Origin of the sequence: Kitasatospora sp. NPDC056138 (assembly GCF_042264695.1) — a bacterium.
GTDB lineage: Bacteria > Actinomycetota > Actinomycetes > Streptomycetales > Streptomycetaceae > Kitasatospora.
Map to the genome: position 1 here is coordinate 49821 of NZ_JBHJVK010000029.1, position 23714 is coordinate 73534.

Consider the following 23714-nt stretch of genomic DNA (forward strand, 5'->3'; position numbering starts at 1 on the left):
CCGGGTAGCGGCAGCTCATACCGACGATCGCGATCGGCTCGTCGTCCAGGGATCCGGCCGACCGCACCGGCGCTGCGCCGGTCGGGTCGGACTCGTCACCCAGCAGCTCGGCGACCAGGAAGGCCGCGAGCGCGACCGGGCTCGGGTAGTCGAACACCAGCGTCGCCGGCAGTCGGAGACCCGTCGCGCCGTTGAGCTCGTTGCGCAGCTCGACGGCCGTCAGCGAGTCGAACCCGAGCTCCTTGAACGCCCGTCCCGCCTCCACGGCGCTGACGTCCGGGTAACCCAGCACCGAAGCCACCCGGGTCCGGACCAGGTCCAGCACCGACTGCTCCCGCTCGGCCGCAGGCAGCGCGAGCAGGCGAGCGGCCAGCTCCGAGCCACCGGCCGAACCGGCCCGCGCCACCCGACGCGCCGGGGCCCGGACCAGTCCGCGCAGCAGGGCGGGGAGGGTCCCGGCGGCGGCCTGCGGGCGCAGCGCGGCCAGGTCGAGCCGCATCGGGACGAGCGCCGCATCGCCGGTGGCGGTGGCGGCGTCGAGCAGCGCGAGGCCCTCGGTCGAGGAGAGGCCGTGGATGCCGCTGCGGTTCATCCGCTGGACGTCGAGCTCGTCCAGGCTGCCGACCATCCCGCTGCTGTCGGCCCACGGGCCCCAGGCGAGCGCGGTGGCCGCGAGGCCCTGGGCGCGGCGCCGGGTGGCCAGAGCGTCCAGGAAGACGTTCGCGGCGGCGTAGTTGCCCTGACCTGGGCTGCTCAGCGTGCCGGCGGCGGAGGAGAAGAGCACGAACGCGCTCAAGTCGAGACCGGCAGTCAGCTCGTGCAGGCTGAGCGCCGCGTCGACCTTCGGACGCAGCACGGCGTCCAGGCGCTCGGGGGTGAGCGAGGAGACGATGCCGTCGTCCAGCACACCGGCGGTGTGCACCACACCGGTCAGCGGGAACTCCGCCGGCACGGACGCCAGCACGCCCGCCAGCTCCGCACGGTCGGCGACATCGCACGCCGCCCAGGCAACCTCGGCCCCCGACTCGACCAGCTCGGCCGCCAGTTCGGCCGCACCCGGCGCCTCGGCACCACGACGCGAAACCAGCAGCAGACTGCGCACCCCGTGCTCGGCCACCAGATGACGCGCGACCAGACCACCCAGCATCCCGGACGCACCGGTCACCAGCACCGTGCCCCGACCGTCGAACACCGGAGGCAGCTCACCGGACGCGGCAGCCACCCGGGCCAGTCGGGGTGCGCGCAACGCGCCTCCCCGCACGGCCAGTTCGGGCTCACCGGAGGCGAGCGCCGCCGACAGCGCCTCGCGGGAGAAGTCACCGCCGTCCACGTCCAGCAGCACCAGGCGGTCGGGGTTCTCGACCTGGGCGGAGCGCACCAGGCCCCACACCGGGGCGTGGACGAGGTCGTCACCGCCGGCCACCGCGCCACGGGTCACCAGGACCAGGCGCGAGGTGGCGAACCGCTCGTCCGCCAGCCACTCCTGGACCACGGCGAGCACACCGTGCAGCACCGTACGGACAGTCGAGGCCGCGTCGGCAGCAGAGTCATCGGCTGCGATCGGCGCCAGCGACACGAAGACCGCGTCGGGGGCCGGCACGCCGCCGTCCACCGCCGCGCCCAGCGCGGCCAGATCGGCGAATCCTTCGGCCCCGGCGCCGACCGCTCCGAGAGCGTCGGACCCGAGCACCGCCCAGCGGCCTGCGGGTGCGGCCGAGACCGGCAGTGCGGTCCACTCCACCCGGAACAGCGACTCCACGAAGCCGCCGCGCGCACTGCGCACCTGCTCCTCGGAGACCTCACGCGAGACCAGCGACTCGACCGAGGCGACCGGCTGACCGGACTCGTCCGCGAGCAGCAGCGAGGCAGTGTCCTCGTTGGTCTCGGAGAGTCGCAGGCGCAGCGCGGCGGCGCCGGTCGCGTACAGGGTCACGCCGTTCCACGAGAACGGGATGCGGGCCTGGCGGGGGCCGTCCGTGCCTTCGGAGCTGGTGAGGTCGAGGCCGAGGGCGTGCAGTGCGGCGTCCAGCAGCGCGGGGTGCAGACCGTAGCGCTCGGCGTCCTCGTGCTCGCTCTCGGGCAGGCGGATCTCGGCGTACACGTCGCCGTCCTTGCGCCAGGCGGCGCGCAGGCCCTGGAACACCGGGCCGTACCCGAACCCGGCAGCCGCCAGCCGCTCGTACAGGTCATCGACCGCGACCGTCACCGCACCGGCCGGAGGCCACTCCCCCAGCTCGAACGACGCCCCGGCACCAACACCGGGCATCAGCACGCCGGTGGCATGCCGCGTCCACGGCTCATCCGCAAGCACGTCCTCGGCCCGCGAATGCAGACTCAGACCACGCCGCCCGCTCTCATCGGCCGCACCCAGCACCAGCCGCAGCTGAACACCACCACGCTCCGGCAGAACGAGCGGCGCCTCCAGCGTCAGCTCCTCCAGCACCGCGCAGCCGACCTGGTCACCGGCCCGGATCGCCAACTCCACGAACGCGGTACCCGGCAGCAGCACACTGCCCATCACCGCGTGATCCGCCAGCCACGGATGCGACTGCACCGACAGCCGGCCCGTGAACACCACTCCGTCAGAATCCGGCAGCTCCACACTCGCACCCAGCAACGGATGCCCCGCCGCACCGAGCCCGATCGACGCGACATCACCCATCGCCAGGATCGGGGTACGCGGCCAGTAGCGCTGGCGCTGGAAGGCGTAGGTGGGCAGATCCACCCGGCTGGCGCCCTGGCCGGCGAAGACCGCCTGCCAGTCGACGGCCACGCCACGCACGTACGCCTGGGCGAGCGCGGTGGTCACCGTCTGCGCCTCGGGGCGTCCCGTGCGCAGGACCGGCGCGAAGACGGCCTCCTCCGACACGCCTTCCTGGCCCATCGCCGAGAGGGTGCCGTCGGGACCCAGCTCCACGTAAGTGCGGACGCCCTCGCCCTCCAGGGTCTGCACGGCGTCGTGGAAGCGGACCGCCTCACGGACGTGCCGCACCCAGTACTCGGGGGTGACCAACTCATCGGTGAGCTTGCCGGTCAGCGTCGACACGATCGGGATCCGGGGGGCCTCGAAGGTCAGACCCTCGGCCACCGCCCGGAACTCCGCCAGCATCGGCTCCATCAACGGCGAGTGGAACGCATGGCTCACCGTCAGCCGCTTCGTCTTCCGGCCATCAGCAGCAAGCTTCTCCGCAACCTCCAGAACAGCCGCCTCGGAACCCGAAATCACCACCGACGAAGGCCCGTTGACCGCCGCGACACCGACCTCGGCGGTCAGCAGCGGCAGGACCTCGCCCTCGGACGCCTGCACCGCCACCATCGCACCACCGGCGGGCAGCGCCTGCATCAGCCGGCCACGCGCCGCGACCAGAGCCGCAGCATCTGCCAGGGAGAGGACCCCGGCGACGTGCGCGGCGGCCAGCTCACCGATCGAGTGACCGGCCAGGAAGTCCGGCCGCACACCCCACGACTCGGTGAGGCGGAACAGCGCCACCTCGACCGCGAACAGTGCGGGCTGCGTGTACTCGGTCCGGTCCAGCAGACCGTCCTCACCCGCGAACATCACCTCGCGCAGCGGACGGTCGAGATGCTGGTCCAGGTGCGCGAACACCTCGTCCAGCGCATCCGCGAACACTGGGAACGCCTCGTACAGCTCGGCGCCCATCCCGGCCCGCTGACTGCCCTGCCCCGTGAACAGGAACGCCGTCCGGCCCTCAACCACCGAACCCTGCACCACACCCGAACCGGACTCACCGGCAGCCAGCGCACCAAGCCCCCGCAGGAACTCCTCACGCCCACCCGCCACGACGACCGCGCGGTGCTCCAGCCCCGCCCGACCCGTCGCCAACGAGTACGCCACATCAACCAGTTCGGCATCACCAGCGGACAGCAACCGCTCGGCCTGAGCCCGCAGCGCCACCTCACCCTTCGCCGACAGCACCACCGGCACCACCGACGGCGACACGCTCGCCTCGACGGCTTCGACCTCGACAACCGGCGCCTGCTCCAGGATCGTGTGCGCGTTGGTGCCGCTGAAGCCGAAGGACGACACGGCAGAGCGGCGCGGCTCGCCGGTCTCCGGCCACTCGGTCGTCTCGGTGAGCAGCGAGACCGCGCCCGCCGACCAGTCGACGTGTGGGGTCGGCTGGTTCACGTGCAGGGTCTGCGGCAGCACACCGCGCTGCATGGCGAGGACCATCTTGATCACACCGGCGACACCGGCGGCCGCCTGCGTGTGGCCGATGTTCGACTTCACCGAGCCCAGCCACAGCGGCCGGTCCTCCGAACGCTCCTGCCCGTAGGTGGCCAGCAGCGCCTGCGCCTCGATCGGGTCACCCAGTGCGGTGCCGGTGCCGTGCGCCTCGACCGCGTCGACCTGAGCCGCCGTCAGTCCTGCGTTCTCCAGGGCCTGCCGGATCACCCGCTGCTGCGACGGACCGTTGGGGGCGGTCAGACCGTTGGACGCACCGTCCTGGTTGACCGCGCTGCCGCGTACAACGGCCAGCACCGGGTGCCCGTTCCGCTGCGCGTCGGAGAGCCGCTCGACGAGCAGCATGCCGACGCCCTCGCCCCAGGCGGTGCCGTCCGCCGAAGCGGCGAACGCCTTGCAGCGGCCGTCGGCGGACAGGCCGCGCTGGCGGCTGAAGTCAAGGAAGGTGTCCGGGGTGGCCATCACGGTCACACCGCCGGCCAGCGCCAGCGAGCACTCGCCGTTGCGCAGCGCCTGCACGGCGAGGTGCAGGGCGACCAGCGAGGAGGAGCAGGCGGTGTCGACGGTGACCGCCGGGCCCTCCAGGCCGAAGGTGTAGGAGAGCCGGCCGGAGACCACGCTCGCTGCTGTGCCCGTGCCGAGCTGGCCCTCCAGCTCCTCCGGGGAATTCATCAGGAGAGCGAGGTAGTCCTGGCCGTTGGTGCCGGCGAAGACGCCCGTTCGGCTGCCGCGCAGGGTGGCCGGGTCGATGCCCGCCCGCTCGAACGCCTCCCAGGAGGTCTCCAGCAGCAGCCGCTGCTGCGGGTCCATCGACAGCGCCTCGCGCGGCGAGATCCCGAAGAACGCGGCGTCGAACTCGGCGGCGTCGTAGAGGAATCCGCCCTCGCGGGTGTAGATCCTGCCGACCTGGTCCGGGTCCGGGTCGTAGAGGGTGTCGACGTTCCAGCCGCGGTCGGTCGGCAGACCTGCCATCGCGTCCCCGCCGGAGGTGAGCAGCTGCCACAGCTCCTCGGGCGTGCTGACCCCGCCGGGGAATCGGCAGCTCATCGCGACGATCGCGATCGGCTCGTCGTCGGTGGCGGCCCGTGCTGTCACCTGGGCCGCGGTGGCCGAGTCCCGGCCCAGCAGCTCGGAGCGCAGGTGCTCCGCGAGGGCGGCGGCCGACGGGTAGTCGAAGACCAGGGTGGTCGGGAGGCGGAGGCCGGTGGCCGCGTTGAGGCGGTTGCGCAGCTCGACGGCGGTCAGCGAGTCGAAGCCGAGCTCCTTGAACGCTCGCCCGGCCTCGACGGTCTCGGATCCGGAGTGCGCCAGGACAGCGGCGACGTTGGTGCGTACGAGGTCGAGGAGGGCTCGCTGCTGCTCGGCCTCCGACAGGCCGGCCAGGCGCCCGGACTGTGCGGAGGTCGCACCGGTGGCACCGGCAGCGGCACCGGCAGCCGCCAGGCGGGCCTCGGGGATCTCGTTGAACAGCTCGCTCGGGCGGCCGGCCGTCATCGCGGGCAGGAACCGGTCCCAGGCGATGTCGGCGACGGTGAGCGCGACGTCACGCTGTTCCAGGGCCTGTTGCAGTGCGGTGATCGCCGGCTGGGGGGCCATCGGCGGGACACCCTCGCGGCGCAGCCGCTCCTCGAGGGTGCGGTCGGCGGCCATACCGCTCTGTGCCCAGGGGCCCCAGGCGATCGAGGTCGCGGCCAGGCCGTCGGCCCGGCGCTGCTCGGCGAGAGCGTCCAGGAAGGCGTTCGCCGCCGCGTAGTTGCCCTGGCCGGCGCTGCCGACCGAACCGGCGATGGAGGAGAACAGCACGAAGGCGGACAGGTCCATCCCTGCCGTCAGCTCGTGCAGGTTGAGCGCCGCGTCCACCTTCGGACGAGCCACAGCGGCGAAACGCTCCACCGTCAGGCCGTCGACGACACCGTCGTCCAGGACACCGGCCGTGTGGAACACCGCCGACAGCTCGACCGAGTCGAGCAGACCGGCCAGTGCCTCACGGTCCGCCGCATCGCACGCGGCCACCGTGACGGCAGCACCCAACCCGACCAGCTCGTCCCGCAGTTCGGCCGCGCCCGGCGCGTCCGGGCCACGACGGCTGGTCAGCAGCAGGTGCTCGGCACCGTTGCGGGCCAGCCAGCGCGCAACCTCCGCACCCAGCGCACCCGTACCACCGGTGACCAGCACCGTGCCGCCCGGCTTCCACGCCTCGACAGCCTCACCACGCACGGCCCGCACCAGACGACGCGCGAACACACCCGACGCCCGCACAGCGACCTGATCCTCACCCGCAGCACCCGCGAGCACACCAGCCAGCCGACCGAACACACGCTCGTCCACGACCTCCGGCAGGTCGACCAGACCACCCCAGCGCTCCGGGTGCTCCAGGGCCACCACCCGGCCCAGACCCCACACCTGAGCCTGCACCGCACTCACCAGACGGTCCGAACGACCCGTCGACACCGCGCCCCGTGTCACACACCACAGCGGAGCACCGACACCCGCATCACCCAACGCCTGCACGAGAGTTGCGGTCAGCGCCGGCACGGTCGAGACGGAGTCACCCTCGTCGAGGGCGACCAGCGACAGCACACCCGCGATCGCCGCGCCGTCCGCGACGGAGCCGCGCAGCAGCTCGGCCACCGCAGCGCGATCGGCACCGTCCAGCTCGACCCGGCGGACGTCCACGCCGCGTCCGGCCAGCATCCGGAGCACGTCCAGCACGGTCGAGTCCTCGGCGCACCCGGCCGGGACGGCCACCAGCCACGTTCCCGCCAGCACGCCGGAGGCGGCCTCGCCGACCGGCTTCCAGTTCACCCGGTAGCGCCAGCCGTCCACCATGGACTGCTCACGGCTCTGCCGGCGCCACGCCGAGAGAGCCGGCAGCACCGAGCTCAACGGCTGGTCGCCGTCCAGCTCCAGAGCCGAGGACAGCGCCTCCAGGTCACCCTTCTCCACGGCCTCCCAGAAACTCGCATCCACCGCGTCGAGAGCGGCCACGCCCGGGGTCGGGGCCGCCAGGTTCTCCAGCCAGTACCACTGCCGCTGGAAGGCGTAGGTGGGCAGGTCGACCCGGCGGGCGCCGGTGCCGGCGAAGAACGTCTGCCAGTCCACCGCCACGCCACGGACGTACGCCTGCGCCAGGGTTGCGGTCAGAGCCCCGGCCTCCGGGCGGTCCGCGCGCAGCACCGGCGCGAACACGGCCGTCTCGGTCACGCAGTCCTGGCCCATCGCGGAGAGGACCCCGTCCGGGCCCAGCTCCACGAACGTACGGACGCCCTCACCCTCCAGGGTCTGAACGGCGTCGTGGAAGCGGACGGCCTCGCGGACGTGCCGCACCCAGTACTCCGCCGAGCACAGCTCCGCCGCCGAAGCGGCCTTGCCGGTGAGGGTGGAGACGACCGGGATCCGGGGCTCGTGGAAGGTCAGACCCTCCGCGACCGCCCGGAACTCCGCCAGCATCGGCTCCATCAGCGGCGAGTGGAACGCGTGGCTCACCGTCAGCCGCTTGGTCTTGCGACCCTCGGCCGCCAGTCGCTCCGCGACCTCCAGAACGGCCGACTCGGCACCCGAAATCACCACCGACGAAGGCCCGTTGACCGCCGCGACACCCACCTCGGCCGTCAGCAGCGGCAGGACCTCCGCCTCGGACGCCTGCACCGCCACCATCGCACCACCGGCGGGCAGCGCCTGCATCAGCCGGCCACGCGCCGCCACCAGAGCCGCAGCATCAGCCAGGGAGAGAACCCCTGCGACGTGCGCGGCCGCCAGCTCACCGATCGAGTGACCCGCCAGGAAGTCCGGCCGCACACCCCACGACTCCACCAGGCGGAACAGCGCCACCTCGACCGCGAACAGCGCGGGCTGCGTGTACTCGGTCCGGTCCAGCAGACCGTCCTCACCCGCGAACATCACCTCGCGCAGCGGACGCTCCAGGTGCCCGTCCAACTCGGCACACACCGCGTCGAAAGCCCCGGCGAACACCGAGAACGCCTCGTACAGCTCGGCGCCCATCCCGGCCCGCTGACTGCCCTGCCCTGTGAACAGGAACGCCAGTCGTCCCCCGGTCACCGAGCCACGGACCACGTCCGCAGCCGGCTCACCGGCAGCCAGCGCGCCCAGCGCCCGCAGGAACTCCTCACGCCCACCCGCCACGACGACCGCGCGGTGCTCCAGCCCCGCCCGGCCCGTCGCCAACGAGTACGCCACATCGACCGGTTCGGCGTCACCGGCGGACAGCAGGCGCTCGGCCTGCGCCCGCAGCGCCCGGGCTTGGTCGCGCAGGGCGTCCTCGGTCTTCGCCGAGAGGATCCACGGCTGGACGGCGGGCGCGGGGTGCACGGGTGCCGGGGCGGAGTCGCCCTGCTCGGCCGGTGCCTGTTCGACGATCGTGTGGGCGTTGGTGCCGCTGAAGCCGAACGAGGAGATGCCGGCGCGGCGCGGCTGCCCGGTCTCGGGCCACGGACGGGCCTCGGTGAGCAGCTCGACGGCGCCGGAGGCCCAGTCGACGTTCGGCGAGGGCTCGTCGAGGTGGAGGCTCTGCGGCAGCACGCCGTGCTGCATGGCCAGCACCATCTTGATGACGCCCGCGACGCCGGCGGCGGCCTGGGTGTGGCCGATGTTGGACTTCAGCGAGCCGAGCCACAGCGGCGCGGACTCGGCCCGCTCCTGGCCGTAGGTGGCGAGCAGCGCCTGGGCCTCGATCGGGTCGCCGAGGGTGGTGCCGGTGCCGTGCGCCTCGACCACGTCGACGTCGGCGGCGCTCAGTCCGGCCGAGGCCAGGGCCTGCCGGATCACCCGCTGCTGGGACGGACCGTTGGGGGCGGTCAGGCCGTTGGAGGCGCCGTCCTGGTTGATCGCGGAGCCTCGGACGATCGCCAGCACCGGGTGGCCGTTGCGGCGGGCGTCCGAGAGGCGCTCGACGAGCAGCATGCCCGCGCCCTCGGACCAGCTGGTGCCGTCGGCGGAGGCGGAGAAGGACTTGGACCGGCCGTCCTTGGCCAGGCCGCGCTGGCGGCTGAAGTCGACGAACGCCTCGGGCGTGGCCATCACGGTGACACCGCCGGCCAGCGCCATCGTGCACTCGCCCTGCCGCAGGGCCTGCACGGCGAGGTGCAGGGCGACCAGGGAGGAGGAGCAGGCGGTGTCGACGGTGACCGCCGGGCCCTCCAGGCCGAAGGTGTAGGCGACGCGGCCGGAGGCGATGCTGCCGGAGGTGCCGGTACCGAGGTAGCCCTCGACACCGTCCGGAACCGCGCCGATCCGGGTGGCGTAGTCGTGGTACATCACACCGGCGAAGACACCGGTCCGGCTGCCGCGCACGGTGGCCGGGTCGATGCCGGCGCGCTCGAACGCCTCCCAGGAGGTCTCCAGCAGCAGGCGCTGCTGCGGGTCCATGGCGAGGGCCTCGCGCGGGCTGATGCCGAAGAACGCGGGGTCGAAGAGGCCGGCTCCGTGCAGGAAGCCGCCCTGGTCGGCGTAGCTGGTGCCGGGGTGGTCCGGGTCGGGGTCGAAGAGGTGGTCGAGGTCCCAGCCGCGTCCGGCCGGGAACTCGGAGATGGCGTCGACTCCGGCCGTGACCAGCTGCCACAGCTCTTCGGGGGAGGCCACCCCGCCGGGGTAGCGGCAGCTCATGCCGACGATGGCGATCGGCTCGTCGTCCACGCGGACCGCGGGGGCCTGGGGGGAGGCGGTGCCGTGGTCCGCGCCGGCGATCTCCGAGCGCAGGTACTCGGCGAGTGCGGCGGGCGTCGGGTAGTCGAAGATCAGGGTCGGCGGGAGCCGCAGGCCGGTGACGGCGTTGAGCTCGTTGCGGAGCTCGACCGAGGTCAGCGAGTCGAAGCCGATCTCGTTGAACGCCCGGTTGGCCTCGATCGTCTCGGATGAGGCGTGGCCCAGCACGGCGGCGATGCGCACGCGCAGCAGTTCGAGGAGCTCGCGGTCCAGCTCGGCCTCGGAGAGGCCGGCCAGACGGCGCATCAGTTCGCTGCCGCCGGCGGCACCGGCCCGTGCGGCGCGCCGGGACGGCGTGCGGACCAGTCCGCGCAGCAGGGCGGGCAGCGTGCCGGCGGCGGCCTGCGGGCGCAGCGCGGCCAGGTCGAGCCGCATCGGGACGAGCACCGCGTCGCCGGTGGCGGTGGCGGCGTCGAAGAGCGCCACCCCTTCGGCGTTGGACAGGCCGGCCATGCCGGAGCGGGCGAGCCGCTGGAGGTCTGCGGTGTCGAGGGTCTCGACCATGCCGCCCTCGGCCCACAGGCCCCAGGCGAGGGAGGTCGCGGGCAGTCCGGCGGCGCGCCGCTGCTCGGCGAGGGCGTCCAGGAAGACGTTGGCCGCAGCGTAGTTGCCCTGGCCGAGGCCGCCGAAGGTGCCCGCGTTCGAGGAGAAGAGGACGAACGCGGTCAGGTCGAGGCCGGCGGTCAGCTCGTGCAGGTTCCAGGCCGCGTCCACCTTCGGACGCAGCACGGTGTCGATCCGCTCGGGGGTGAGCGAGGAGAGGATGCCGTCGTTCAGCACACCGGCGGTGTGCACCACACCGGTCAGCGGGAACTCCGCCGGCACGGACGCCAGTACGCCCGCCAGCGCCGCACGGTCGGCGACATCGCACGCCGCCCAGGCGACCTCGGCCCCCAACTCACGCAGAGCGGAGGACAGTTCCTCGGCCCCCGCAGCCTCCGCACCACGGCGCGAGACCAGCAGCAGGCTGCGCACCCCGTGCTCGGCCACCAGATGACGCGCGACCAGACCACCCAGCATCCCGGACGCACCGGTCACCAGCACCGTGCCCCCGCCGTCGAACACCGGAGGCAGCTCAGCACCGGACGCGGCGGCGCGGGCCAGCCGCGGAACCCGTACGACGCCCTCGCGGACCGCGAACTCCGGCTCGCCGGAGGCCAGGGCACCCGCCAGGACCTCGCCCGGGACGCCGTGGGTGTCCAGGTCGATCAGCACCAGCCGGTCCGGGTTCTCCAGCTGGGCGGAGCGCACCAGGCCCCAGACCGGGGCGTGGGCCGGGTTGTCACCGCCTGCCACCGCGCCACGGGTCACCAGGACCAGGCGCGAGGTGGCGAACCGCTCGTCCGCCAGCCACTCCTGCAGCACGGCCAGCACACCGTACAGCGCCGAGCGCACAGTTGACGGAACGTCGGTCGTCCCGACGGCGTCCAGTCCGACGAAGACGGCCTCCGGCAGCGCCGCGCCCGCGTCGACCGCAGCGCCCAGCGCGGCCGGATCGGCGAAGCTCTCGATGCCGGTGCCGAACGGGTCGGCACCGAGCGCCGCCCACCGGCCGCCGCCGGTCGCGGCCGAGACCGGCAGCGGGGTCCACTCCACCCGGAAGAGCGAGTCCGGGTGTCCGGTCCGGGCGGCCCGGAGCTGCTCCTCGGAGATCTCCCGCAGCGTGAGGGAGCGGACGGTCATCACCGGCTGGCCGGCGGCGTCGGCGAGGTCGAGGGCGACCTCGCCGCGGCCCAGCGGGGTGACCCGCAGGCGCAGCGAAGCGGCGCCGGTGGCGTGCAGGGTGACGCCGCTCCAGGCGAACGGCAGGCCGCCGCGGACGGCGTCGTCGAAGGTCCCGTCGGAGGTCGCGTCGGTGGCCGTGGCGGCGCCGAGCGCGTGCAGGGCGGCGTCCAGCAGGGCGGGGTGGATGCCGAAGCGGTCGGCGTCGTCCCGGGCCTGGGCGGGCAGCGCGATCTCGGCGAAGATCTCGCCGTCGCGCAGCCAGGCGGCCTGCAGGCCCCGGAAGACCGGGCCGTAGCCGAAGCCGGCCTCGGCCAGGCCGGTGTGGATCTCCTGGACATCCACCGGGCGGGCGTCGACGGGCGGCCACTGGGTGAGCTCGAAGGAGGCGCTCTCGGTGGCGACGGCGAGGACGCCGGTGGCGTGGCGGGTCCACGGCTCCTCGGCCTGGGCGCCCTCGGTCCGGGAGTGCAGGCTGAAGGAGCGGCTGCCGCTCTCGTCGGCCCCGCTCAGCACGATCTGGAGCTGCACGCCGCCCTGCGCGGGCAGCAGCAGCGGTGCTTCGAGGGTGAGTTCCTCGACCAGGTCGCAGCCGGCCTGGTCGCCGGCCCGGAGGGCGAGTTCGACGAAGGCCGTGCCCGGGAGCAGCACGGTGCCCATGACCGCGTGGTCGGCGAGCCACGGGTGGCTGTCGAGCGAGAGCCGGCCGGTGAGCAGGAAGCCGTCCACGTCGGCCAGCGCCACGGTGGCGCCGAGCAGCGGGTGGTCGGCGGCGCCGAGGCCGATGGAGGCGGCGTCGCCGACCGGGCTCGTGGCGTCGAGCCAGTACCGCTCGCGCTGGAAGCCGTAGGTGGGCAGGTCGACCCGGCGGGCGCCCTGGCCGGCGAAGACGCCGTCCCAGTCCAGGGCCGCGCCGCGGAGGTGGGCCCGGCCGAGCGCGGTGGTCAGGGTCCGGACCTCGGGGCGGCCCGCGCGCAGGACCGGCAGGAAGGCCGCGTCCTCGTCGGCCGACTCCTGGCCGAGCGCGGAGAGGACGCCGTCGGGGCCCAGTTCCACGAAGGTGCGGGCGCCTTCGCGTTCCAGGGTCCGCATCGCGTCGTGGAAGCGGACGGTCTCGCGGACGTGGCGCACCCAGTACTCGGGGGTGCAGATCTCCGCGGCGGGGACGAGGTCGCCGGTGAGGGTGGAGACGATCGGGACGGCCGGTGCGGAGTAGGACACCACCTGGGCGCAGCGCAGGAACTCGGCGAGCATGCCGTCCATCAGCGGCGAGTGGAAGGCGTGGCTGACGGTGAGCCGCTTGGTCTTGCGTCCCTGGGCGGCCAGCTGTCCGGCGATCTCGGTGACCGCTGCCTCGGTGCCGGAGAGGACCACCGCCGTGGGTCCGTTGACCGCCGCGACGCCCACCTCGGCCTCGCGGCCGGCGAGCAGCGGCAGTACCTGTTCCTCGCTCGCCTGGACCGCCACCATGGCGCCGCCGGCGGGCAGTTGCCGCATCAGCCGGCCGCGCGCGGCGACCAGCAGTGCGGCGTCCTCCAGCGAGAGGACACCGGCGGCGTGGGCGGCGGCGAGTTCGCCGATCGAGTGGCCGGCCAGCAGGTCGGGGCGCAGGCCCCATGCCTCGACCAGGCGGAACAGGGCGACCTCGACGGCGAACAGCGCGGGCTGGGTGTAGTCGGTGCGGTGCAGGAGGTCCGCCTCGGCGGAGCCCTCGGGGGCGAACAGGACCTCGCGCAGCGGGCGTTCCAGCTGGAGGTCGAGGTAGCCGCACGCCTTGTCCAGGGCCTTGGCGAACACCGGGAAGGTCTCGTACAGTTCGCGGCCCATGGCGAGGCGCTGGCTGCCCTGGCCGGTGAACAGGAAGGCGGTCCGGCCCTCCACCGGTGAGCCCCGCAGGACGCCGGCCGCGGTGGTGCCCTCGGCGAGGGAGTCCAGGGCCTGCCGGAAGCCCTCGTGGTCGCCCGCCAGCAGGACGGCGCGGTGCTCGAAGCTCGCGCGGGTGGTGGCGAGGGAGTGGCCGAGGTCGGCGGGGGTGGGCCCGGGGTGGGCGTCGAGGTGGGTGCGCAGGCGCTCGGCCTGGGTGCGCAGGGCGTCGGGGGTCTTGGCGGACAGTACCCACGGCAGGACGGCCGGGGCGACGTCGGCGGCCGGCGTACCGGCCGGTTCGGTGGTCTGCTCGGTGGTGGGCGGAGCCTGCTCGATGACGGCGTGCGCATTGGTGCCGCTGAAGCCGAAGGAGGAGACGCCCGCGCGGCGCGGCTCGCCGGTCTGCGGCCACGGCCGGGCCTCGGCGAGCAGTTCGACCGTGCCCGCGTTCCAGTCGACGTGCGGGGTGGGCTCGTCCACGTGCAGGGTGCGCGGCAGGACGCCGTGCCGCATCGCCATGACCATCTTGATGATCCCGCCGATACCGGCGGCGGCCTGGGTGTGGCCGATGTTGGACTTCAGCGAGCCCAGCCAGAGCGGGTGGTCCTCGGAGCGGCCCTGGCCGTAGGTGGCGAGCAGCGCCTGGGCCTCGATCGGGTCGCCGAGGGTGGTCCCGGTGCCGTGCGCCTCGACCGTGTCGATCTGGGTGGCGCTCAGTCTGGCGTCGGCCAGGGCCTGGCGGATCACCCGCTGCTGGGAGGGGCCGTTGGGGGCGGTCAGGCCGTTGGAGGCGCCGTCCTGGTTGATCGCGGTGCCCCGGACGATCGCCAGGACGGGGTGGCCGTTGCGCTGGGCGTCGGAGAGCCGCTCGACCAGCAGCATGCCGACGCCCTCGCCCCAGGCGGTGCCGTCGGCGGCGGCGGCGAAGGGCTTGCAGCGGCCGTCGGGGGCGAGGCCGCGCTGGCGGCTGAAGGCGATGAAGGAGCCGGGGTTGGCCATCACGGCGACACCGCCGGCGAGGGCGATGCCGCACTCGCCCCGGCGCAGCGACTGCACGGCGAGGTGCAGGGCGACCAGCGAGGAGGAGCAGGCGGTGTCGATGGTGACCGCGGGGCCCTGGAAGCCGAAGGTGTAGGAGAGCCGGCCGGAGGCGACGCTGGCGGCGTTGCCGGTGACCAGGTAGCCCTCCATGCCCTCGCCGGCCTCGTGCAGGCGTGGGCCGTAGTCCTGTGCTTCGGCGCCGATGAAGACGCCGGTGCGGGACTCGCGCAGGGTGCCGGGGTCGATGCCGGCCCGCTCGAACGCCTCCCAGGACGTCTCCAGCAGCAGCCGCTGCTGCGGGTCCATGGCGAGGGCCTCGCGCGGGGAGATCCCGAAGAAGCCGGGGTCGAAGGTGTCCGCGTCGTGCAGGAAGCCGCCGGCCTGCGCGTAGCTGGTGCCGGGGTGGTCCGGGTCCGGGTCGTACAGGCTGCCGAGGTCCCAGCCGCGGCCGGCCGGGAAGGCCGAGATCGCGTCGACGCCGTCCGCGACCAGCTGCCACAGCTGCTCCGGTGAGTGGGCGTCGCCGGGGAACCGGCAGGCCATCGCGACGATGGCGATGGGCTCGTCGTGAACGGGCGCGCGGAATTCCGGCAGGCCGGTTTCGGCGGCTGTTCCGAGGATTTCCGCGCGCAGGTGCCGGGAGAGCGAGGCGGGCGTCGGGTGGTCGAAGACCAGGGTGACCGGAAGGCGCAGTCCGGTGGCCGCGGCGATCCTGCTGTGGAGGTCCACGGCGGCCAGCGAGTCGAATCCGAGTTCCAGGAACGGGCGGTCGGCTCCGACGACGGCGGACGACTTTCCGCTCAGGGCTTCCCTGGCCTGTTCGAGCACCAGGTTCAGCAGCGTCCGCTGCTGCTCCGCCTCGGGCAGTTCGGCGAGTTTCCGGCGCCAGGACGAGAATTCGTCGGGAATTCCGGCATTCGCACCGTCCGGCTCCGAAATGAAACCCTCGGACTGGTTCTTCATCACGCGCTCCACTAACCGGCAGACGGTATCCAAGACCTCTGGTCAGCCTGTCACGGGCGCCAAGCGCTCGAAAGCCCCTAAGGGACCCCTAAACACCCCTACGATTTCGACCGGCGACCCCTGTCTTTCCGGGGCCGCCGGTCGGCGGTCAATAACTCTGGAATTCCTTTTCCCGTAATCGCCCGACAATACCCCGGAGAAGTTCCGGGGAAGTCTGCTTTCAGTTGTTCCGTTCCAGGAACGGCGTGAGCAGTCCGGGTACGGCCTCCTCGGCGAAGGCCAGTCCGTCGGCGGTGGCGACGTCGCGGATCCGGTAGGAGCCGCGGCCGGCCGCCGTGGTCGCGGCGAGGGTCAGCAGGCCCGCGCGGCGCTGGAAGACCGACCGGCTGACGGTCAGTCCGATCACACCCTCGCGCTGCAGCGCGACCGTGCGGTGGGCGAAGGTGCCCGCCCTGGCGACCAGGTAGCGGCCGCTCAGGCCGTGCCCCAGCGTGCGGTGGGCGTCCACGGCCAGCAGGCAGACCGCGGGCAGCAGGACGGCGGCGGTGATCCCGGCAGCAGCGAGGAAGCCGGTCCGCCAGCCGCCGGTCAGCCAGATCGCGGGCGCCGCAGTGGCGGCCGCGCTCAGGAGCACCACCAGCAGGCCCCGGTTGACGCGGCGGCGCAGCGCGGCCCTGGGGTGCGGGCGCAGCTCGGCGAGGGCGGTCGGGGAGTGCTGCTCGCCGAGGACCTCGGCGGCGACCCTGAGGATCTCGGCGCGCGGCGCGGGCGGCATCAGGGCGCCCCGGGTGCGGTTCTCCTCGGCCGAGCCGAGGCCGCTGGCGACGGCGTGCAGGCGGGCGCCGCCGCCCCAGCGCAGCAGCATGGGTTCGACCACCTCGATGCCGCGCAGCCGCCGTTCCTCGATGGAGACCGAGCGGTGGAGGAACAGGCCGCGGCGGACCCGGAGGACGGCGCCGTCCTCGCGTTCCAGCCGGAATCCGGACCAGCCCTCGATGTAGAGGCCGATCGCGCCGAGGGTGCCGAGGACGGCGACGGTCAGCAGCAGCGCCGGGATGCCGAGCCACAGCGGCACCGAGGTGAAGGCGTCCGCGAGGTGCTGGACGACACCGAGTTCGAGCGGGTCGATCTGCATCTCGTGCAGGGTGCGGTAGCCGATGCCGAGGACGGCGAAGAGTCCGCCGACGCCCCAGACGGTCAGCGGTGCGTAGCGCAGCCAGGACCGGTGGAGTTCGGCGATCGGGGCGTGCTCGTCCGGCGCGGGGGCGGCGGACGGGTTGGCGAGCAGGGCGGCGCGGCGGTTGAGCAGGTCCTGGCGCAGCGCGGCGGCCTGGGCCCGGGTGACGCCGTCGAGGGAGAGTCCGGACGAGCCGCCGTGGGCGGCGGCGCCGATGTCGACCGAGGCGAGGCCGAAGAGGCGGTGCAGCGGCCGGGCGGTGATGTCGGCGCTGCGGATGCGGTCCAGCGGGATGGCGCGGTGGCTGCGGAAGAGCAGGCCGGAGCGGAGTTCGAGGCGCTGGTCGGTGATCCGGTAGCCGGTGGTGAGGAAGCGCATCAGGTTGATGCCCGCCACGATCGCGAAGGCGACGGCGAAGGAGCCGACGGTGAGCAGCGCCTGCAGGTTGACCTTGCCGCCGGTGCCGATCAGGGTGCCCGCGCCGGTGGCCACCGGGGCGAGCAGCCAGCTGAGGTGGACCGGTATCAGGCGCGGGCTGAGCCGCTGCCAGCCGTCCGCTCCGGTGCCGCCCGCCGCTGCGGTGTCCCCGGCCGTCCCGGCGCTCACGTCGCGTCCCCGGGGGTGGCCTGGGTGGCCCGGGTGAGGTGCTCCACCACGTCGAGGGCCTGGCGGTGGTCGATCCCGCGGATCTTGAGGTCTCCGGCGGCGGAGGCCGTGGTGACCTTGATCCCGGAGAGCCCGAACAGCTGCTCCAGCGGCCCGCGGACGGTGTCCACGGTCTGGATCCGGGAGAGCGGGGCGACCCGCCACTTCTGCCAGAGCCAGCCGGTGGCGGTGTAGACCGCCTGGTCGGTGGTCTCCCAGCGGTGGACCCGGTAGCGCCACAGCGGCATGACCGCCATGTACGCGATCCCGGGCAGCGCGACGGCGAGCAGGATCCAGCCGAAGACGAAACGCGCGGGCGGAATGAGCAGGTACAGGGTGCCCACAACAAGCATGGTGGGCACGGGAATCAGCGAGGACTGGACGGTCCACCAGGCGATGGCCCGGCGCTCGACCCGGTGCCGGGGCGGTCGAAGTCGAAGAGTTTCACTATGACGCACGCTCAGATCCTAACCAGGCGCTATCGGGCGGAGATTCGGAGCCGACGGCGGCGGTTCATGACGACCACCGTCCGCGCCAGCACCGTTGCAAGAGCCATCAGTACCAGCGAATTGGAGAAGACCTCGGGGCCGCTGATCCGGTACTTGACGGCGAACTCGATGATCCGGGCGGTGTACCAGTGCTCGATTCCGTAGACGAAGAGCACCCGGGCCGCCGACATCACGATCCAGAACAGTGCATACAGTATTCCGGCCCTGGTGTACACCTGACCGTTCGAATCCAGGTGCGCGGGCAGCATGGCACCGGCGGTCAGTCCGAGGATGATGCCCGTCCCGACGCCGACGAGTTGCAGCGACAGGTCGTTGCCGCCGAGTTTCGGCGAGTGGAAGAAGAGCGCCATGACGATCGCCACCGCGATCAGCGGCCGGATCAGCCGCATCGCGGTGACGCGTCGCCGGCCGAGGTCGCTGGCGAGAATGACCACCAGGACCGTTCCGCTGACCACCAGTGTGATCGAGAATCCGCTCATCGCGTGTGTACTCCAGAGGACTTGTCGGCCGGTTGCCTTCACTGCTGTCTTCCAGGCTAGGAACGGAGCGGGGCGCCGGGAACGACCGGAGAGTGGAACCGGCTGTCCACCGATCGACGTACGGCACCGCACCGGACGGTGTCCCGGAGGGTGTCCCGGACGGGGCGGTGCACCGGACGGTGTCCCGGAGGGTGTCCCGGACGGGGCGGTGCACCGGGCGGGGCAGCCGTGGTAGGACTGGTGGACGTGCCCCCTCGAACCGCCCCTGACCTGCCCTCGGCCGAAGAGAAGGCCCCGGAAGCGAACGACAGTCTGGACCCGGTGGTCCGCTGGTTCGGGCTCTGGGACGCCTACTTCGGCCTGTCCTACCTGGTCACCACCGGGCTGCTGCTCACCTCCCAGAGCCCGCCGGGCCGGCTGGCCGGGGCGATCGCCGCGCTGACCCTGATCGTCTGCTGGTACGCGGGGTTCGGCCGGGCGCTGATGCTCGGCCGGATGAAGGCCGGGCGCAGCCGGTGGTTCGCGCTCGGCCTGATCGCGCTGTTCGGCCTCGCCACCGCGCTCGATCTGCGCAGCTCCTTCGCGCTGTTCGCGCTCTGTCCGATGCTGCTGATGAGCCTGCCCTCGGCGCTCGGCATCGTGGTGGTGCTGCTGGCCAACCTCGTTCCGCTGATCCTGGTCTGGGTCACCAGCGGCGAGCTGGGATCGGCCGTCCTCGGCATCCTGCCGACCACGCTGCTCGGTATCGCGCTCGCGGTGCTGCTCGGTCTGTGGATCACCAGGGTGGTCGAGCAGAGCCGGGACCGGGCCCAGCTGATCGAGGAGTTGGAGCTGAGCCGCGAACAGGTGGCCCACCTCTCCCGCCAGGCCGGGATCGCAGCCGAGCGGGAGCGGCTCGCCCGGGAGATCCACGACACCCTGGCGCAGGGGCTGACCAGCATCATCGCCCTGATCCAGGCCGCCGACTCGGAACTGGAGCAGGCGCCCGAACTGGCCCGCAGGCACCTGGATCTGGCCGCCCGCTCCGCCACCGACAACCTGGCCGAGACCCGCGGATTCGTCGCCGCCCTGACCCCGGTCGCGCTGCGCGGCAACTCCCTCGGTGAGGCCGTCCGGCGCCAGGGCGAGGCACTCGCCGCCGAGACCGGGCTGACGGTCGACCACCGGGTCAGCGGCACGGAGTTCCCGTTGCCGACCGCGGTGAGCGTGGTGCTGCTGCGCACCGCGCAGGAGGCACTGGCCAACGTCCGCAAGCACGCCTGCGCCCAACGGGTCGTGGTGCGCACCGAGTTCACCGACATCTCGGTCCGCCTGCTGGTCGAGGACGACGGCCGCGGCTTCGACCCGGAGCAGGACGACGACCACGGGTACGGGCTGCGCGGGATGCGGGCCCGGGTGGCCGAGATCGGCGGCGCGGTGGAACTGTCCAGCGCCCCCGGCCGCGGGACCACCGTCGACGTCCTGGTGCCGCTCGACTGAACCCGGCCCGGAGGACGGGGACGTCCACCCGCGGGGCGGGCCACGGACCGGTACCGTCGGGCGGGCCGGCCGGGGGCCGCAGGGACCGGGGGCGGCGGGGCGGAGCTCACCTGGCCGGCGCCGGGTCGCGCCCCGGCGCACCGGATGCCCGCCGCCTGCGGAAGGATGCAGCCCGAGAGCGCTCAGACCCTTGGAGGCACCCGATGACCCCACCGATCACCGTCCTGATCGCCGACGACCACCCCGTGGTGCGGGAGGGGCTGTCGGCGATGCTGGAGTCCGCGCCCGGGATCTCGGTGGTGGGCACGGCCGGGGGCGGCGAGGAGGCGGTGGTGCTGGCCGCCTCGCTCGACCCCGACGTGGTGCTGATGGACCTTCGGATGGGCGCGATGGACGGCGTCACCGCGACCGCCCGGATCCTGGCGCACTCGCGCCGCCCCAAGGTCGTGGTGGTCACCACCTACGAGAGCGACGCGGACATCCTGCGCGCGGTCGAGGCCGGTGCGGCCGGCTACCTGCTCAAGGGCAGTTCACGGGTGGACCTGATCGACGCGGTCCGGGCCGCCGCCCGGGGTGAGACCGTGCTCTCCCCCGCTGTCGCGGGCAGGCTGTTCCGGGCCAGGGCACATGAACCGCAGCCGCTGTCGGGGCGGGAGCGCGAGGTGCTGCTGCTGGTCGGGCGCGGACTGACCAACGCCGACATCGGCCGGGAGCTCCACATCGGCGAGGCGACCGTCAAGACCCATCTGCTGCGGGTCTTCAGGAAGCTCGACGTGTCCGACCGGACGGCGGCGGTGCTCGCCGCGATGGAGCGTGGACTGCTGGACTGAGCGGTGGCCGGTCAGCCCTCGGCGAGGGCCAGTTCGGTCATCTTCCGCTTGTCGGGCTTGCCGTTGCGGTTGAGCGGGAACTGCTCCACGACGACCACCCGGTTGGGCTGCTCGTAGAGGGGCAGCAGCTCGGCGAGGTGGTGGCGCCAGTGGGCCGCGTCGCGCAGCTGCTCGTCCTCGACGAAGAACACCAGGCTGCTGCCCCGGCGTTCGTCGGGCAGCGGGACGATCCGGGTGGCGCAGCCGCCGGCGGCGGCCTTCCGTTCGACGATCTCCGGATAGAGGGTGTAGCCGTTGCGGTGGACCGCGAACTTGCGGCCGAGGACGAAGAGGTTGCCCGCCCCGTCGAGGTGGCCGAGGTCGCCGGTGCGGAAGACCTGCTGGTCGACGGGGTCGATCCCGCCGTCCTGGGTGAGGTAGCCGACCATCACGTCCGGGGTCTCGATCAGCAGCTCACCGACCTCCCCGGCCGGCACCTCGCGGTCCTCGTCGTCCACCACCCTGATCCGCAGGCCGTCCATCACCTGGCCGCAGGAGACCGGGTTGTCACTGGTCGCGAAGGCCACGTTGCCGGCCTCCGTGCTGCCGTAGCTGTCCAGCAGCGGCAGGCCGAAGCGCTCGACGTAGCGGTCCACCAGCGCCTGGTCCAGCGGCGCGGCGCCGCTGCAGAACATCCGGACCCCGTCGAGCGCACCGGCCAACTGGGGCCGCTGCTTGATGATGGTGAGCATGCTGCGGTAGGTCGCCGGAGTGGCGTCGACGACGGTCGCACCGAAGTGCCCGGCCATCCGCAGGGCCCGGTCGGCTCGCCGGTAGGGGGCGACCACCAGCGAGCCCTGGACGATCCAGGCGATCAGCACCATCGAGAGACCGTACTGGTGGGAGAAGGGCAGCAGCGGCAGCAGGACGTCGTCCGCGCGGTGGCCCATGTGCCGCGCGTTGCGCTCCAGGTTCGTCAGGAACCGGCCGCCGTTCTTGACGATGCCCTTCGGTTCGCCGGTGGATCCGGAGGACCACATGATCAGCGCGTCGTCGAGGTCGCGCCAGGCGTCGAAGCAGAGCCGGCGGTCGGTCACCTCCAGGTCGGGGGCGGCCGCGAGGAGCTCATAGAGGTAGACCGGGTCGGCGTCGGCGGGCACCGGGGCGTCGTCGTCCACCAGGACCAGCTTGGTCCCGGCCCGCCGGATGATGGACCCGGTGGTCTCCTGCTTCTCCTGCTGGTCCACCAGGACGACGGAGGCGCCCAGGTGCATCAGGGCGAAGAGGACCGAGACGTAGCTGATCGAGTTCCCGGCCTTGAACAGCACCCGGTGACCGAGTCCGACGCCCCGCTCCCGCAGGACCTGCGCTATCCGCAGGGTGTCCTGCTCGAACTCGGCGAGGGTCACGACCGAAGTCTCCGCAAGGATCTTTGCCGCCATCGGCTTCTCTTCCTGTCCGTGCCCGGCGGCCGACGCCGACAGTCGCGGTCGCGGCATTCGACGAGCAGATCTCAACTGCTGTTGGTTTCCAGTACTGCCGGCACTCCGGGGCGCACGTCAGGAGTGCGGCACGGTGATCGCCGTGACCACCAGGCCGTCCTCGGCCAGCCAGCGGCCCTCGAAGCCCGGCAGCCGCCGGCCCGCGACCAGCGGTCCCGGCACCAGCAGCCGGGCGGCGAAGGTGCCGTCGGGCTCGAAGGTGAGGGTCGCCTCCGAGAAGTCGAGCATCAGCCCGGTCAGCGGGAACCACGCCTTGTAGACGCTCTCCTTGGCGCTGAAGAGCAGCCGGTCCGCGCAGAGCCCCAGGCGGGCTCCGGCGAGGGCCGCCAGCCGGGGCAGCTCCTCGGGGCGGGCGACCGCCTCCAGCACCCCGTCGGGCAGCGGCTGGTTGGGCTCGGCGTCGATGCCGACGGTGAGCAGCTCGGCGGCCGGGGCGAGCGCGGCGGCGCGGTAGCCCGGGCAGTGGGTCATGCTGCCCACCACCCGGTCGGGCCAGCGCGGTGCGCCCCGCTCGCCCGGCAGCAGCGGGACGGCCCGGTGCCCGAGCGCCGCCAGGGCCCGCCTGGCGCAGGCCCGGACCGCGCGGAACTCGCCCTGCCGGCGCGGCACCGACTGCCGGATGTGCGCCGCCTCCTCGGGGAAGAGATCGATCGGCTCGTCCTCGGCCGTGGTCTCGGCGGAGGCGACCACCGCGGGAAGGATCCGTTCGATCACCGTGCCACCTCCGGGAGTATCTGCCGCAGGCCGGCCGGGGCTTCGTCGCCCCGGCGGCGCCACTCGCGCGGGTAGCCCACCGAGACCTCCTCGAAGCGGACGCCGTCGTAGTGGGTGACGCGGGGGATGTGCAGGTGTCCGTAGACGACGGCCGCGGTGTCGAAGCGGGTGTGCCAGTCGGCGGTGGCCGTGGTGCCGCACCACTGCGCGAACTCCGGGTAGTACAGGACGTCGGTGGGCTGCCTGACCAGCGGGTAGTGGTTGACCAGCACCGTCGGCACGCTGCGGTCGCAGGCCGCCAGGCGCTCCTCGGTCTCGGCCACCCGGGCCCGGCACCAGGCCTCGCGGCTCGGGTAGGGGTCGGGGTGCAGCAGGTACTCGTCGGCGCAGACCACGCCGGTCTCGTGCGCGCGGGCCAGCGCCTGCTCCTTGGTGGCCGCGCCGGCGGGCCGGAAGCTGTAGTCGTACCCGACGAAGAGCGGCGCGATCCGCACCGGGCCGTCGGCACCGGGCCAGATCGGGTACGGGTCCTCGGGGGTGTGCACGCCCAGGCCGCGGCAGAGCTCCACCAGGTGCCGGTAGCGGGCCACGCCGCGCAGCTGCACCGGGTCGGTGGGGTGGGTCCACAGCTCGTGGTTGCCGGGCGCCCAGACCACGGCGGCGAAGCGTTCGGTGAGCAGGCGCAGCGTCCACTCGATGTCCGCCACCAGCTCGCCGATGTCACCGGCGACGATCAGCCAGTCGTCCGGGGTGCGGGGGTGCAGCCCGCGGACGATCTCGCGGTTCTCCTGGTAGCTGATGTGCAGGTCACTGGTGGCGAACAGGGTGCTGCCCGGTCCGCGGGAGTTGGTCGACAAGGGGTGTGCCTTCCGATCGCTGG

The 23714-nt window shown here is 73.1% G+C and carries 9 protein-coding genes (1 of these 9 only partly in view); 2 read left to right on the top strand and 7 right to left on the bottom strand.

The features are described 5' to 3' along the window. The 4 genes from ACFC1R_RS19195 to ACFC1R_RS19210 form a co-directional block, all read right to left on the bottom strand. A protein-coding gene (locus ACFC1R_RS19195) for a type I polyketide synthase (protein WP_375940020.1) crosses the window boundary here: on the bottom strand, window positions 1-15520 show its 5' end (the start). 19244 nt of this gene lie to the left of the window's left edge; the window shows 15520 of its 34764 coding nt (coding positions 1-15520); the start codon lies at window positions 15518-15520; its stop codon lies beyond the left edge, outside the window. A 220-nt stretch (window positions 15521-15740) separates the two neighbouring features. After that, window positions 15741-17303: a PH domain-containing protein gene (locus ACFC1R_RS19200; protein WP_375940022.1), complete on the bottom strand. Its 1563-nt coding sequence runs from the start codon at window positions 17301-17303 to the stop codon at window positions 15741-15743. Then, a complete protein-coding gene (locus tag ACFC1R_RS19205; RefSeq protein ID WP_375940024.1) occupies window positions 17300-17800 on the bottom strand; it encodes a PH domain-containing protein in 501 nt (166 codons plus the stop codon). The genes ACFC1R_RS19200 and ACFC1R_RS19205 overlap by 4 nt, the downstream gene beginning before the upstream one ends. A gap of 20 nt (window positions 17801-17820) precedes the next feature. Then, complete coding sequence (locus ACFC1R_RS19210; RefSeq protein WP_375940026.1) at window positions 17821-18330, bottom strand: hypothetical protein; 510 nt, start codon at window positions 18328-18330, stop codon at window positions 17821-17823. A gap of 246 nt (window positions 18331-18576) precedes the next feature. Here ACFC1R_RS19210 and ACFC1R_RS19215 point away from each other — a divergent pair, with 246 nt between their 5' ends. Together ACFC1R_RS19215 and ACFC1R_RS19220 are read left to right on the top strand one after the other, a co-directional pair. Continuing rightward, entirely contained in the window at window positions 18577-19809 is a 1233-nt protein-coding gene (locus ACFC1R_RS19215) for a sensor histidine kinase (protein ID WP_375940028.1), read from the top strand. A gap of 203 nt (window positions 19810-20012) precedes the next feature. Then, complete coding sequence (locus ACFC1R_RS19220) at window positions 20013-20639, top strand: response regulator (RefSeq protein WP_375940030.1); 627 nt, start codon at window positions 20013-20015, stop codon at window positions 20637-20639. Between the two features lie 11 nt (window positions 20640-20650). Here ACFC1R_RS19220 and ACFC1R_RS19225 read toward each other — a convergent pair whose 3' ends face one another. The 3 genes from ACFC1R_RS19225 to ACFC1R_RS19235 form a co-directional block, all read right to left on the bottom strand. Beyond that, window positions 20651-22060 (bottom strand): class I adenylate-forming enzyme family protein, encoded by a 1410-nt coding sequence (locus tag ACFC1R_RS19225; protein ID WP_375940032.1) that lies wholly within the window; start codon window positions 22058-22060, stop codon window positions 20651-20653. A gap of 117 nt (window positions 22061-22177) precedes the next feature. Then, window positions 22178-22834: a 4'-phosphopantetheinyl transferase gene (locus ACFC1R_RS19230; protein WP_375940034.1), complete on the bottom strand. Its 657-nt coding sequence runs from the start codon at window positions 22832-22834 to the stop codon at window positions 22178-22180. After that, entirely contained in the window at window positions 22831-23691 is an 861-nt protein-coding gene (locus tag ACFC1R_RS19235; protein WP_375940036.1) for a metallophosphoesterase family protein, read from the bottom strand. The genes ACFC1R_RS19230 and ACFC1R_RS19235 overlap by 4 nt, the downstream gene beginning before the upstream one ends. Window positions 23692-23714 lie beyond the last annotated feature (23 nt).